At 45.8% G+C, this 14,706-nt stretch carries 11 protein-coding genes; 3 read left to right on the top strand and 8 right to left on the bottom strand.

Annotated features, from left to right (window positions below; all coding sequences use genetic code 11):
• Positions 1 to 37: 37 nt before the first annotated feature.
• Complete coding sequence (locus tag AC1VYS_RS09315; protein ID WP_482914003.1) at positions 38 to 1,033, bottom strand: protoglobin domain-containing protein; 996 nt, start codon at positions 1,031 to 1,033, stop codon at positions 38 to 40.
• A 240-nt stretch (positions 1,034 to 1,273) separates the two neighbouring features.
• Positions 1,274 to 3,169, bottom strand: coding sequence for a PrkA family serine protein kinase (locus AC1VYS_RS09310; RefSeq protein WP_482914002.1), 1,896 nt, complete (start codon positions 3,167 to 3,169; stop codon positions 1,274 to 1,276).
• 361 nt (positions 3,170 to 3,530) lie between these two features.
• On the opposite strand from AC1VYS_RS09310, the gene AC1VYS_RS09305 reads away from it, so the two are divergent.
• Complete coding sequence (locus AC1VYS_RS09305) at positions 3,531 to 4,406, top strand: DUF2161 domain-containing phosphodiesterase (protein WP_482914001.1); 876 nt, start codon at positions 3,531 to 3,533, stop codon at positions 4,404 to 4,406.
• A 160-nt stretch (positions 4,407 to 4,566) separates the two neighbouring features.
• Here the strand turns inward: AC1VYS_RS09305 and AC1VYS_RS09300 are convergent, their stop codons facing one another.
• The 3 genes from AC1VYS_RS09300 to AC1VYS_RS09290 form a co-directional block, all read right to left on the bottom strand.
• Positions 4,567 to 5,193, bottom strand: coding sequence for an FMN-dependent NADH-azoreductase (locus AC1VYS_RS09300; protein ID WP_441925757.1), 627 nt, complete (start codon positions 5,191 to 5,193; stop codon positions 4,567 to 4,569).
• A gap of 188 nt (positions 5,194 to 5,381) precedes the next feature.
• Positions 5,382 to 6,605: an aminotransferase-like domain-containing protein gene (locus AC1VYS_RS09295; protein WP_482914000.1), complete on the bottom strand. Its 1,224-nt coding sequence runs from the start codon at positions 6,603 to 6,605 to the stop codon at positions 5,382 to 5,384.
• A 168-nt stretch (positions 6,606 to 6,773) separates the two neighbouring features.
• A complete protein-coding gene (locus AC1VYS_RS09290; protein WP_482913999.1) occupies positions 6,774 to 7,430 on the bottom strand; it encodes a response regulator transcription factor in 657 nt (218 codons plus the stop codon).
• A 441-nt stretch (positions 7,431 to 7,871) separates the two neighbouring features.
• Here AC1VYS_RS09290 and AC1VYS_RS09285 point away from each other — a divergent pair, with 441 nt between their 5' ends.
• Both AC1VYS_RS09285 and AC1VYS_RS09280 read left to right on the top strand, forming a co-directional pair.
• Positions 7,872 to 8,282, top strand: coding sequence for a hypothetical protein (locus tag AC1VYS_RS09285; RefSeq protein ID WP_482913998.1), 411 nt, complete (start codon positions 7,872 to 7,874; stop codon positions 8,280 to 8,282).
• Positions 8,279 to 9,343: a phosphodiester glycosidase family protein gene (locus AC1VYS_RS09280; protein ID WP_482913997.1), complete on the top strand. Its 1,065-nt coding sequence runs from the start codon at positions 8,279 to 8,281 to the stop codon at positions 9,341 to 9,343. Before AC1VYS_RS09285 ends, AC1VYS_RS09280 begins: the two co-directional genes overlap by 4 nt.
• A gap of 332 nt (positions 9,344 to 9,675) precedes the next feature.
• On the opposite strand, the gene AC1VYS_RS09275 is transcribed toward AC1VYS_RS09280, so the two are convergent.
• From AC1VYS_RS09275 to AC1VYS_RS09265, 3 genes are all read right to left on the bottom strand, one after another.
• A complete protein-coding gene (locus AC1VYS_RS09275; RefSeq protein WP_482913996.1) occupies positions 9,676 to 10,692 on the bottom strand; it encodes a LacI family DNA-binding transcriptional regulator in 1,017 nt (338 codons plus the stop codon).
• A gap of 97 nt (positions 10,693 to 10,789) precedes the next feature.
• Positions 10,790 to 12,919 carry a beta-glucosidase BglX gene (bglX, locus tag AC1VYS_RS09270; protein WP_482914951.1) on the bottom strand — a complete coding sequence of 710 codons (2,130 nt, stop codon included), beginning with the start codon at positions 12,917 to 12,919 and terminating at the stop codon, positions 10,790 to 10,792.
• Between the two features lie 170 nt (positions 12,920 to 13,089).
• Entirely contained in the window at positions 13,090 to 14,694 is a 1,605-nt protein-coding gene (locus AC1VYS_RS09265) for a type 2 periplasmic-binding domain-containing protein (protein WP_482913995.1), read from the bottom strand.
• Positions 14,695 to 14,706: the final 12 nt, after the last annotated feature.

Genomic DNA, 14,706 nt, shown 5'->3' with positions numbered 1-14,706 from the left:
ACGGAAGTTCAGAGCGTACTCGAGGTTATCATGAATGCTACAGTTTCCTCAAATCCGTTGCAAGCTTCTCCATCGCTGTCGCAAAAACGGCAAGCTCCGATGAACGTGATGCCTGACTTCGTGCCCCGCTCGACGTACGGTCCGACTCCTGCTGCACTCTTTTTAGGATTTCCATGATCTGATTCAGATTGGATTGAATTTTGCTTTGCGCGTCTCTGGAGCTCGCCGCCAGCTTACGTACTTCGCTTGCAACCACTTCAAATCCACGTCCGAACTCTCCCGCATGTGCCGCTTCAATTGCAGCGTTTAAGCCAACAAGGTGACTTTGATCCGAAATTTCACGAATCAGCTCACCCATTTTTTCGATCTGCTGCATTCCTCCAGTTAACTCTTCAAGGAGTACATGCGCCTGATCCTGGGAAACCACCGTTTCCTTCGCTACAGCGGAAATGGATAGTGCATTTTCATTTAACTCCGTAATCATACCGGTAAGCTCCTGTGTAATCTGTGTGATCGCTTGTAATGTACCATCCTGATCTGCAGTGAGTTGGTGAAGCTGCTCTTTTTCTTTTTTTTCATAGGCTTCCAGAACAAGCTGAGAATCCAGATTGAACATTTTGCTTAGTGCATGTATGACGTAGTGCCACGAATCCGGGATAAGCTGCTTAAATATAGTGGTAGCGATATCCAGATATGCCATGTAAGCACCAAGATAATAGTTGGTGGTCAGTCCAATGCGCGAATGTACTAATCCAATGGTGATTCGTTGTTCAATATATGCATCATCCACGATCCCGTCTGTCATGGATAACCAATACATCCGCTGTGTTTCCTTCAAGCGTTCAATATTAGAAAACCGTGCGATTAGTTCTATTAATTCAGGATACTTCCCAACATGCTTGTAGAAGTGATCCACCACTTCTTCAACAACTTTTTCGAAGACAGGTCGATGATCAGCAAGTAGTTTTAAATCCTGTGCAGTTAACCCCACATAATCCAGTTGTTTTTGCCTTTCAGCCGAAATGCTGCTCATATCCGATCGGATCAACTCCTCAATAACTTTTTCAATCAAAATTAAAACAATTTTAATTGATTATAGACTAAACTACCTAAACACACATATACCCTAAGAACTATTTAATGTGGGATTAATTATAATTAATTGTATATATATGTACATTATTAGATTATTTTAATGTAAAAAGGCCCTGAATCTGTTGTGAAGGAGCCTCACAACAAATCTTCAGGACCTAATTCGGAATGGTGCAGCAGGTTAACGGTTAAGCAAACTTCCTACGTATCTTAACAATTCATTGGCACTTGCAGCTGTATATCCGTGTTCTTCGATAAGACGTTTAATGACTTCATTCATGCGCTTCAATTGTGTGGCATCCGGTGTTTTCGTCGAGGTTGTAATCTTGACGATATCCTTGAGATCAGCGAACAGCTTTTTCTCAATGGCTTCCCGCAGACGATCATGACTGCTGTATTCAAACTTGCGCTCTTTACGGGAGTATGCCGAGATCCGAATCAGAATCTCTTCCCTGAACGCTTTCTTCGCATTTTCGGAGATCCCAATCTGCTCCTCAATGGAACGCATGAGCCGCTCATCCGGGTCCATCTCCTCATCTGTCAGCGGATCACGTATTTTGGACCAGTTGCAGAACGCTTCAATGTTATCCAGATAATTTTCGAACAACGTTTTGGCTGACTCTTCGAACGAATAAACAAAAGCTTTCTGCACTTCTTTCTTCGCAAGTTCATCATACTCTTTACGTGCCAGAGCAATAAAATTCAAATACCGCTCGCGTTCTTCCTTTGTGATCGAGGCGTGTTGATCCAATCCATCCTTGATCGCACGCAGGATATCCAGCGCGTTAATGCACTGAAGGTTTTGCTTAATCAAAGCGCTGGATATCCGGTTAATCACGTACCGTGGATCGATACCGGACATGCCCTCGTCCAAATATTCATTTTGCATTTCTCGCAGATCGGCTTCTTTATACCCTTCAACCTCTTCGCCATCGTACATCCGCATTTTTTTCACCAGATCCATGCCTTGTTTTTTCGTTTCCTTCAATCGTGTAAGTATGGAAAAGATCGCCGCTGTGCGTAGCGCATGCGGTGCAATGTGCACATGTTTCATATCACTTTGCTGAATCAGCTTGGCGTAAATTTTCTCTTCTTCCGACACCTTCAGGTTATACGGAATCGGCATGACAATCATCCGCGACTGCAAAGCCTCGTTTTTCTTGTTTGAAATGAAAGACTTATACTCCGATTCGTTCGTATGTGCCACAATCATCTCATCTGCACTGATCAGTGCGAAGCGTCCCGCCTTAAAATTGCCTTCCTGCGTCAGGGATAACAGGTTCCACAGAAACTTCTCGTCACATTTCAGCATCTCCTGGAACTCCATCAAACCCCGGTTAGCCTTATTCAGTTCCCCGTCAAAACGATACGCCCGCGGATCAGATTCTGATCCAAATTCGGTAATCGTAGAGAAGTCAATGCTACCTGTAAGATCAGCAATATCCTGGGATTTCGGATCTGACGGACTGAATGTACCAATCCCTACCCGGTTATCTTCAGAGATGATGACCCGTTCCACCGGAACCTTGCTGATATCCCCACCAAATTCGGTGCGAAGTCTCATCTGGCAGGAAGGGCAGAGATTGCCCTCAATGCGCACTCCGATCTCTTTCTCTACGTCGGGCCGCAGCTCCAGCGGAATGAGATGTAGCGGTTCCTCATGCATCGGGCATCCCTCGATGGCGTAAACAGCCCCTTTTTCCGTACGCGAAAATTGCTCCAATCCCCTTTTTAGCAGGGTCACCAACGTGGATTTCCCCCCACTGACCGGTCCCATCAGAAGCAAAATCCGTTTACGTACATCCAGACGGCGTGCAGCCGAATGAAAATACTCCTCCACCAGTTTTTCAATGGAACGGTCCAATCCGAAAATCTCCTGCTCGAAAAATTTGTAACGCTTGTGTCCTCCGGCCTCTTCTACCCCAAACGATTCAATCATCTGATACACTCGTGCGTGAGCCGTCATTGCCGGAGTCGGGTCCTCTCTCAGCAGTGCAATATAATCTTCAAATGTTCCGTTCCAAGACAAACGGTCACTCTCTGCCCGATATTCCGCAACGCGTTCAAAAATATTCATGCTTGGTACCTCCCATGGCTCCTTTAGTGTGATTGTCAACCATTCCGAATGGTATGAAGAAATCAATAGAATTGCAGCTCCTGCTTGAATACCCTTCTGCGGTCCGGCTTAGTCCCGCTTCCTTTGTTACAATGGTCTTGTATGGATGTGAAAAGTGTATTACATACCTATGCGGCAACTTGGATAAGTTGACCTCTTTTTTTCAAACCTCGCCCCTGAATTTTACGCATGTGCTGTTCTATCAGACATCTCGTGACCTCAGAAAAAAAAGCATGAATATGCTATAATGTAGGTTCTATTGAAGGAAACTGGAACAACGTAATGCAGACGGGTAGACAACTTCAGGAGAGGAGCAGAATGTATGGCTGTGCAGTATGAAACGGAACTGTATTCCCCTGTCAAAACTTTTTTTGAACAGCGCGGCTTTGATGTCAAGGCAGAGGTGAAGCATTGTGACCTGGTCGGGGTCAGAGCGAATCAGACTGAGCCACTTATTGTAGAGATGAAAAAAACGTTTAACCTGTCTTTGCTGTTGCAAGGCATGCAGCGCCTTAAACTCAGCCCGCTCGTATATCTGGCAGTAGAGCGAAACCGGAGTAAACGCGGCGCCGTTAATCAGCGCTGGGGGGAACTGACCGCACTGTGCAGTCAGCTCGGCCTGGGGTTAATGACGGTCACCTTTTACAAAACCAAAGCACCTCTGATTGAAGTATTATGTGAACCCGCTGTGGTGTCGGGTATTGGCAGATCCATCCCGGTAGCCCGGAAGAGCGGTATACGCCGCCAGCGTCTGCTTAAGGAATTTGATGAACGAAGTGGAGACTATAACATAGGCGGAAGCAGAGGCCGACAGCTGATGACAGCCTATCGGGAAAAAGCTATGCGTGTCGCAGCTGCGCTAAGATCCAGTGGTGAATCTTCACCAGCGGCTCTTGCACGGCAAACCGGTGTAGGCTCAGCGGCAGCTATTTTACAAAAAAACTATTACAACTGGTTTGAACGTGTTTCCCGCGGAAAGTATATGCTCACCATCAAAGGTATGGAGGCATTAACCGAACATGAACTTATGATTCAGGATCAAAATCTGACGGCAGGGGAAACGGACGTATGGACTAAGCATGATCAAGAGGGCACGTTCTATGTTGGCTCAGATGAATCCTTCGATTCGACGGATGAAGAACTTGCTCGGATTGCCGAGGTCACCGAACGTTATCATCTGGGCACCATCAAGAACTGAAAGATATGATGAACGATAAAGACCCTTTTGTAGTTTGAGTTACCTGCATCCCATGTGAAAGTATAGCTAGGAAGTCCACCCTCGCCAAAAAATACACAAAAATGCCCGTTATCTCCTTCCGGAGACGACGGGCATTTTCCGTAAATCATGTTGAAATGAATTAGAAGCTTGCTGCTACTTCTTTAGCCAATTTCAAACCAGCTTCCACGATCTCTTGGGAACGATCCGGAGCTGCATTATGACCTTCTACAACAACAACCTCAGGGTTTTGAATGCCCCAGAAGCCAAGTACGTTCGTTACATAACGAACGGACATTTCAGCAGATGCCATAGGCTCTGCGGAATATACGCTACCACGTGCGTTCAGCAATGCTACTTTTTTGTCGCCTACCAGACCTACTGGACCTTCAGCTGTGTATTTAAACATTTTGCCTGCTTGGCTCAGGTAAGAGATGTAGTTAACCAGTGGTGCTGGAACAGTGAAGTTCCACAGTGGGAATGCAAATACCACTTTATCAGCAGCCAGGAATTGATCCTGCAGTTGTGCAGCCAGTGCTGCTGCTTTTTGCTCTTCCGGAGTTGCTTCGATGCCGTTAGCTGCTTTGTAACCACCTGTGATTACAGTGTTGCCGTAGTATGGAAGATCCGTATTGTAGAGGTCCAACTCAGTGATCGTATCACCTGGGTGGGACTCTTTGTATGCGCTCAGGAATGCATCGTACAATTGAACACTAACTGCTTGATCCGCAGGACGGTCATTAGCTTTAATAAAAAGAACGTTAGACATATTAAAATTTCCCCCAATGATTAAAATGTATGAGTGCGTGCCCTGAACTCGCAACCGTTGTTGCCTAGTATAAGAAGTCGATCACTCATTAATTCATATTATATATAAAAATGTTAGTGGATGCAATAACGTAATCTCTTTGGTTATAAAATAAACTTGAATTACTGTGTATCCTACCTTCTGGTTGTTTAGGTACGAGCGGTAAATTCCGAGATAGCTTCGCTAATCAGATTCATGCCAAGCAGCAGCTCATCGCGACCTGGGCGGCTGAAGTTTAACCGAATGTACTGTTGATCCAGCGTACCTGTGGAGCATAACGTTCCAGGCAAAAAGGATACACCCTTCAATAAAGCTGCCTTAAGCAATGCCTCACTGTTGAGCCCTTCCGGTAACTGCACCCATAGATACATTCCACCCTGAGGGATGTTATAGCTGCATCCTTTCCAGCCTGGTCTTTTCAATAATTCAAGCATCAATTTAAGTCTTGTTTTATATTCCCTGTTCAGCATGGATAGATGATCACTCCATCGAAAAGGAGACTGTGCAAGCAACTGGTATAACAGCCGCTGGTTCATTGGGCTGGACTGTCCGTCTGCAATTCGTTTGACGGAGGTCATCGCCTGAATCAGTGCTGGATGGCCTGCTGCCCACCCTGTGCGGAGTGCTGGAGCAACCGTTTTGCTGAAAGAGCCAATATAGAGGACATGTCCACCCTGATCTGCGTTATCCAATGCAAAGAGTGAAGGATATTTGCGATAGAAGGCGGCGGGTTCCAAGCCATCAAAGTGTAACTCGCCATAGGAATCATCCTCAACAAGCAGCACACCATACCGCGAGCACAGATCAAGCACGGCTTCTCGCCGTTCCATGCTCCACAAGATTCCCGTGGGATTAGAAAAGCTGGGTGCAGCAAAAAGCAGCTTCGGTCTCACCTGCTGCATGTGCTGTTCCAATAAATCTGGCAAAATGCCATCCTGATCTCCCAAAACGGGTACAATCGTGGCCCCCTGCATTTCCAATACTTCAAGACAACCAGGCGAAGTCGGATGTTCAACAAGTACGGAGTCTCCCGGCTCCAATAATAGACGCATCACAAGATCAATAGCTTGTTGGGTGCCTGTGGTCAGCAGAATCTGATTGGAGACCGCCCGGATCCCCTTGCGCTTATTCCAATCGTTATTCAACCATTCCCTTAATGGGGCATATCCCCCGGGCTCACCATACTGCAAAGCAGAAGGGCCTGAACTGAATACGGACAGCGCCGCTTCCTCCAATAGTTTAAAAGGAAACAGTTCCTCTGCAGGCAATTCTTCAGCGAGAGAAATGAAATACTCCTTGCCAGACATCTCACGTATATCCCTCAGAGGTGAAGACAAAAGCCTGTTGGTACGGGAAGCAAAGAAATATTTCATGGATAGATCCCCCTTCATCCCTATTCCGAAACTGTTCTCGCAGCCGCCCTACAACCTATTCGGACTGGACATCAAATATAACTGAAAGGTTACCTTTCCGAACTAATCCGATATTGACCTGCCAGGACTAATCTGAATTTGACCTGCTAGCATCAATGAAGGCAATAATCAGGAAACCGTCTTGGACTGCCTTGCATGCAAGGCATAACGTTCGATGGCCTGCGCCCGGCTACTTACTTCCAGTTTCACATAGATTTTACGCAAATAATTGTCAATCGAGCGCCTGCTCACATTGATCTCACTCGCTATTTTATCATAGGTTACCCCTTGAACAATTCTTTCCATAATAAAAGTTTCTGTTTCTGTCAGTTCAATTAAACCTTCTTCTGCCTGTGAATCGGCAGGCTGTCCCCAGTCCTCACTGTTTAACCACGACATGGGAATAGAAACGTACCCTTCTCTTAGTCCAGAGATCAGATGAATCAGTTGGCTAGGCGAGGCCTGTTTGGATAACATACCGCTTGCCCCAAGGCTCATCAAATAACGAAATAACTTTACGTTGTCTTCGTCTGTCAGAATAATAATATGCGTGTCATTCGATAGCCCTTTTATTTGGGCAATGTATTGATCCGCCTGTCCTTCTGGAAGACGATAATCCATAAGAATCAGATCAGGCTTATGCATCCTCACCAATTCAAGGCCTTCTGTTCCCGTGGAAGTCATGCCTCGTACCGTCAGATCCTGCTGCTCTTCCAAGATTAATTTTGTACCCAGCATGCTGGTGGGGTGGATATCTACGATGACCACCTGCCATACTTTTTTCATTGTGGTTCCCCCTGTTATGTATTGGACAATTGACTTCTGTTTCCATCTATATCCTTTACGCAGTTTATGCGACAGTCCGAGTATAGATGAAGCAAAGGTCGGATTATGTCGAATAAAAAGGAAATACAGGACTAAAGCTCTCAAAAGCTCTGTTTTCTGACTGTATTTCACTGCTGAGCCGGCAAGACGGATCTCTTTCCATGCCTGAAATGATCAAAACCTAGTATAAATTTCCTGCATCTCTATCTAAAAAAGTCGAAAAACTCGCCCAAAGTTCCTACTTATTGCATCTATAAGAAATTGTATCCTAGGACTTCCTTCCGATGCAATCTCTTTTTCATCTATTATTTAAAGAATTTCATTTTTGCGTAATTAATTTCAGCATGGTAGAATGAGGATTGAATTTTTCAATCTATAATATATTGAACCAGGAGTGATGATATGAAACTATCGGACCCGTCTTCTGACATCCATCACACCCGGAGCGCCAAAGGCAAGATCAGATCATCGGTTAAATGGTTTCTGGTCATGTGGATCGTTCTCATTGCACTAGGAGTCACTGGAACCTACTATTATAGTAACCACCTCCAGCAACAGATGATCAACCAGCTTCAGGTCCATACTGATCATCAGATCGAGGCATTAAAAGCCGATTACGAAAAGCAGCTAACAACAATATCATCGGAAGTTGCAGCATTGCAGGGGCAAGTTCAGTCCTTCAATGAACTGCTGAATTTCACCAAGGATAATGCAAGCAACAAAACGGACAACAGTAACAAATTGTATACGCAGCTGAGCGAAGTGAAGAAACAACTGGAAGCTCTCCAGAAAAAGATGGACTTGCTCAAATGATTACACCCACGAAACAGGTTAATCGTTTTTTTATGCTTGCACTCGCTCCCTTTATAGGATTGATCATATGTTTGCTGCTGTTTCGTCCAGAGTTAGAAGTCGGAACTGTCGTTCCGTCGAACTTACCTGAGGAACGTGTAACCTCTCAGACCCAAGCAATTAGCAAAGAGCTTACGGGAGCAAAAGAGGCTGCTGTTCAAACTTCTTCTTCTATTAAAAGAACGACCCAGCTCTACAATAAAACTACTAGCACCATGTCAACTATTGTACAAAAGGCTACCGCTCAAGCCTCTCGTCCAGAAACCATCTATAACAAGCGGATTACCTCTAAACTGGGGGTTCCTTTGGATCGTGTAGACAGTGATCGGATCACCATCGAGTTGTATCGGGTTAATCCGGGTACTTACACGGGATATGCCATGAAGATTAAGCTGAAGGATCATAGTGCGATGCAGATGGCCTTAAATAGTGAACTTGGACGTTCAGAGACGACGATGCAGGCGGTCAAACGAAGCGGAGCCATTGCCGGGATTAATGCTGGCGGATTTGCCGACAGTGGCGGCAAGCGTTATCCACTCAGCACGACCGTCATGAACGGTAAGTATATTAACGGTTTTCAAGCCAGTTTCAAAGACCTCTTCTTCGTCGGACTTAACGATGCCGGCAAGCTGGTGGGAGGAAAATTTTTTGATAAAAACTCCCTGGATCGTCTACGTCCGCAATTCGGAGCGACATTTGTACCGATTCTTATGAAAAATGGACAGAAAACGATTATTCCAGATAAATGGAAGGTATCACCGAAACGGGCTCCACGAACCGTTATTGGCAACTACAAGGATGATCAATTACTCATTATGGTTGTCGATGGTTATAACGAGAACGGAAGCTCGGGAGCTACCCTAGAAGAGATGCAAGGAAGAATGCTTAAGCTGGGCGTGATGGATGCCTATAATCTGGATGGCGGCGGTTCCTCCTCACTAATTCTGAATAACCGCGTGATCAACAAACCTTCGGATGGCAATCTCAGACCTGTGCCTACTCATTTTTTATTTTACAAATGATGGGACAGGGCATTCCTTTTCTAACTAATATGGTTATAATAGAAGTAAATGAGCTTTTGCAGGAGGTGCGAAGTGTATGTCGTTTTCTCTGACATTCTGGATTATTGCAGTTGTATTAACGCTATTTATCACAGGCATTCTCACTTCATCCTACAACCAAGACAAAACAAAAGGCCTGTAAGGCCAAGCCTCTCCAAGGGAGAGGCTTTTTTTATATTTTCACATACAGCAAAAGACAAGACCTAAAAGGACGTTTATCTCCTTCCAAAGCTTGTCTCTTGCTATAAACAATTGATTTTTGACGCCAACCAACAGATGATACCAAGCCTCGTTTAGAAACTGACTGCACGTTCGTTTGGCATGGACAGCATAACATCAGCCTGATTTGGGCCTGTCACAGACTCTCCTTCTACCAAGGTGACATATATTCGTTCGTGATCGACAGGTTCACCAGCGATAATTTTTATTAATTGTTCAGCTGCAAGTGCGCCCCACTTTCGCTTGGAATAATCGATGCTTGCCAGCTTGGGCTGAACGTAGTTGCTGAGCTCAATATGATCAAAGCCAATCACATCGATCTGTCTGCCTACCTGAAGTTCACTTTCTGCAAGACGATCACATAAACCGATAGCCATCTCATCATTGAGACAAAAGACACCCGCTGGTTCGTTATACGTCTGTATAATGTAATTCGCCGCTCGCTCCCCTCCACTTCTCTCAAAATCTCCTGCGAGTTCAATCCATTTGACATCCGTCTGACGCTCTACAACTTGTCTTACGGCTTTCAATCGCTGCACGGAATCAAAAGAACCTTCCGGACCTGTAACAACGTAGATCTTTTTGTGCCCTTGTTCAATCAAATATTCCATGGCCAGTGTGGCCCCAGCCTTGTTGTCAAGCAGGACCTGATTAATATTAGGATGTTTTAACTCACGGTCAAGCACTACAATTTTATGTCCTCGATCGGCGTACAGCATAAGTTCCTCACTTGAGAACGTATGATCGAGAATAATCGCCCCGTCAATCATTCGCTCTGGTAACATCCGATGGGACTGTTTACCGCTGCATACAATAAGATCATATCCTTGGGCATTACATATCGCTTTCATCCCCGTTAACAAGTCTCCGTATACATCTCCGCTGAAGTCAGTCAGAAACACACCCAGAATCCGCGATTCTCTCTTTTTCAGTGTTCTGGCAGCCGCATTGGGAACATAGTTCAGTTCTTTAGAGATGGCCAGAATTTTAGAACGGGTCTCATCGGTCACTTTGTTGCTTCCATTCAGCGCGTATGATACGGTCGAGATGGAAACTCCCGCCTTTTTGGCGATATCCTTGATACTGACCATATTCTTCGCTCCTCTGTTATGTTGACCAGGCCTTTCATCAAGAAAGACCTGGTATTTAAAAATAGATCAACTTACGTTCGTTACAACATGAACTGGATCAGATAAGTCTGAAGGCGTGGCTCTGTGTATCCCGGCTGTTTGGTCCAACCATCACATGAAACTCTCCACGATCACTGCGATAGCTGAGATCAGCATGGTGATAACGTAATTGCTCTTCATTTAATGTAAAAGTAGCCGTGCCCGTTTCTCCCGGTGCAAGGGACAGCTTCACATAATCTTTCAACTCACGCATAGGACGAACCACCTCGCCGCTTACATCCCGAACGTACAACTGCACAGTCTCCACACCAGCATGATCCCCTGTATTGGTTACACGTACCTGAACCGTCAGAGATTCATTGGCAGTCAGCTCTTGTCCCGACACTTCAACTTCTCCATAAGCAAATGTCGTATAGGAAAGGCCATACCCAAACGGGAACAACGGTTCATTCGGACTGTCGATATATTGGGAAACATAACGATTCTCGGTATTATCCGGGTTGATTGGACGACCTGTATTGAAATGGTTGTAATATACCGGAACTTGTCCAACCGACTGCGGAAAGGACATCGTAAGTCGAGCGGACGGATTCACTGCTCCTGTGAGAATATCCGCAATCGCTGCTCCTCCTTCACTCCCTGGGAACCAAGCTTCGAGTACAGCGTCTGATTCGCTAATAATCCCATTCAGATCAAGTGGACGTCCATTAAAAATGACACTGGCGATTGGTTTGCCTGCCCCTTTGAGCGCCTGTACCAATTGTAACTGCGCTGCTGGCAAACGAATATCTGTCCGCGATCCGCCTTCTCCACTCATCTCGGAATCTTCACCCAGTGCAAGCACGATAATATCAGACTGACTTGCTGTTTCCAGCGCTGCGGCAATCTGCTCATCCGTTATAGTATGCATACCACTGCCTTGAGCCACAAGAACCTTACCTTGTGGGAGGCGCTCCTGTAACGCTGTACCCAGCTTCACCGCATCCGCTTTGACACCTTCACAAGACCACCAGCCAAGGATGTCTTCGCTTTGAGCGAAAGGTCCAATCAATGCAACTCTCGCATCCGATTGCAACGGAAGGGCTTGTCCGTCATTTTTGAGCAGCACCGCAGACTTCGCAGCAAGTTCCCGTGATACCTCACGATGTTCCTTGGAGAACACAATCTCGCGCTCACGCTCCGGATCAGCAGCTCGGAATGGATTTTCGAACAGACCAAGCTTGTCTTTGAGCTGTAAAATGCGCAAAACCGCTTCATCAACAAGGTGTTCTTCCACTTCACCCTTTTGAACCAGTTCAGGCAAATGGTTGACGTAACATGGCGTCATCATCTCCATATCCACACCCGCACGAATCGCACGATATGCCGCCTCCCGGTCATCCTCGGCCGCACCATGGGCAATCATCTCACGAATGGAAGCCCAGTCCGAGATCAGCACGCCATCAAAGCCCCATTCTTCGCGCAAGATACCACGCATTAACTTCTCATTTCCGCTGGCTGGAATACCATCAACGGTATTGAATGAAGTCATGACCATTTCTACGCCTGCATCCAGTGCCGCCTTATATGCTGGCAGATAGTATTCACGGAGCTGACGTTCTGACATATCTACCGTATTGTAATCACGCCCACCCTCCGCAGCACCATATGCGGCGAAGTGTTTTACACAGGCTGCAAGACGATCCAGCTCATCTGTCAAGTTATCCCCTTGGTAACCACGCACAAAAGCGGCAGCAAATAAACTGTTTAAATACGGATCTTCACCTGTTGTTTCCATTACGCGACCCCAGCGTGGATCACGAACCAGATCCACCATCGGGGCAAAGGTCACATGTAATCCCGATACTGCGGATTCACGTGCCGCAATCTCGGCACTTTTCTCCGCGAGCTCCAGATCCCATGAACAGCCAATGGCTAGCGGGATCGGGAAAATCGTTTTAAAGCCATGCACCACATCTGCCATGAATAACAGCGGGATGCCAAGACGGCTTTTTTTCAAATAGGCCTCTTGTACATCCATAATCGCTTGTGCACCGGATAAACCAAGGATGGAGCCGCTCGCTCTCACGGACTGTTCTGTAATACCCATCTCTTCCATCGGACCTGTAATCTGCCCCTGCGTATCTGTTCCTTCGTAGAAATTGGCAGTCAGCTGCAAAAGCTGCGCCACTTTTTCTTCCAGCGTCATCTGATTGACCAAATCTATCAACTGCTGATTATTCACGTAACCATCCTCCACTACATTTAATTGAAAGAAAGAACCCGGCTGCGTTCGGGGAGAGACCGCGCACCGGGTTCAATCGGACGGAGAGGCAGAACGCTCCTGCCATCCCCGTGTTGTTCTTCATTTCATTACGCTTACTTGAACTTTTCGTTCAATTCATCCAGATAAGGCTGAACCAGAGACATTTTGCTGTTAACCCACTCTTTCCAGTTGGCTTCCAAGTCTCCGCCTTTAAGGATCAAGTTCGCATATTCGTTTTGATAATCAAAAGATGCCTGACTTTTCGCTTTAGAATCGTACAAGTTAACATCCCAATCGTATGGTGCTAGTGATTTACTTTCAGTACCAAGCTTTGCTTTCTCTTGGAACAATTCTACTGCTCTATCACGATAATCTTTTTTGATTGCAGGGTTTACGACACTGAAGTCATCGCCAAGAAGATAAAGTCCTTCAAAACGTGCAGGGTACTTGTCTTCGAGTACCGTTCCCTCTGGCAGCAAGTTTACCAATTCTTTGTTGTCATCGTATTTCCAGTCCTTGCCTTCGAAGCCCATGTTGATCAGCAATTGTCCTTCTTTGGTTGCAGAGTAATCGATCAAGTCCATGATGCGTTCGAATTTCTCGTCACTAATGTTCGGATTGAAAATCAGAGCAGACCAGAAGTTCGCTTGCTCCATATTGCGGTATTTACCGTCATCACCAAGAACGATTGCTGTGTGAACGAGATCGTCACTGTTAACGCCGAGGTTCTTTCTCATATCAGAATCCAGACCTTGTCTATAAGAAGCGAGTCCACCAAGACTGGTTACAGCCGCAGTACCTGTTACTTTGAAGTTGTTTTGTCCTTCATTGTTTTTCCAAGTATAGAACTCTGGGTTAAGCAGCCCATCCTTGTACGCTTTTTGCATCAATTTCAAACCTGTCAGTGTTTCTGGATCTGCAGGGCCCCAATGGAACTGACCATCTTCACCTTTGTAGAAAGGAACGTCTGTCATCGCATGAACACTGTTCGGCATGATCATGTTTGTCATTGCATCGGCAGCATTGTAAGACAATGGCACCAATTTATTACCGACCTTGCCTGGGTCTTTTTCTTTCACCAATTCAGCAAATTGATTCAATTCAGACGTTGTGTACGCATCTTTCAGTTCAAAACCAACGGCTTTTGCCCAGTCTTTACGAAGAGCGATAACACCGATTTGGTTCGTCAGTGTGTCAGCGGGTTTGTTTTCAAAATAAATTGGTCTAGGAAGCACATACGTACCGCCTGTCAGTTCTTCCAATTTGTCGCCAAGTCCTGTCAGCTTGTAAGCCGCAGCAACGTTAGGCCATCTTTCTTTCCAATCATCCGGGAACTTGTAGAACAAGCCTTGATCGATGTTGTTGATGGCATCGCCGTGTACATAATTCCATACCGCTACATCCGGTAGGTCACCAGAGTTAATCCACAGACGAAGTTTCTCACCCCATGAATCCCAGTCAATATAGTTGTAATCCCACTTGATGTTGAATTTGTCTTCCCAGAACTTATGGAACTCATTGTCCATATTTCCGGTTTTCACTTCGGTCAGATTCGCTACAGAAATGGTCAGGTTATCTTTGTAATTTCCTTCCGCATCCTTTTCGTTGCCACCATCCGAGCCTTTGCTGCTGTTGGAACAAGCCGACACTACCAACATCAAGAGACAGAGTGTGATCGCAAATAACGATTTGACTGACAACTTTTTACCCGTTTTCATGCTTTTACCCCC

The organism is Paenibacillus sp. G34 (assembly GCF_056856875.1).
This window is presented reverse-complemented; position numbering and strand designations above follow the sequence as displayed.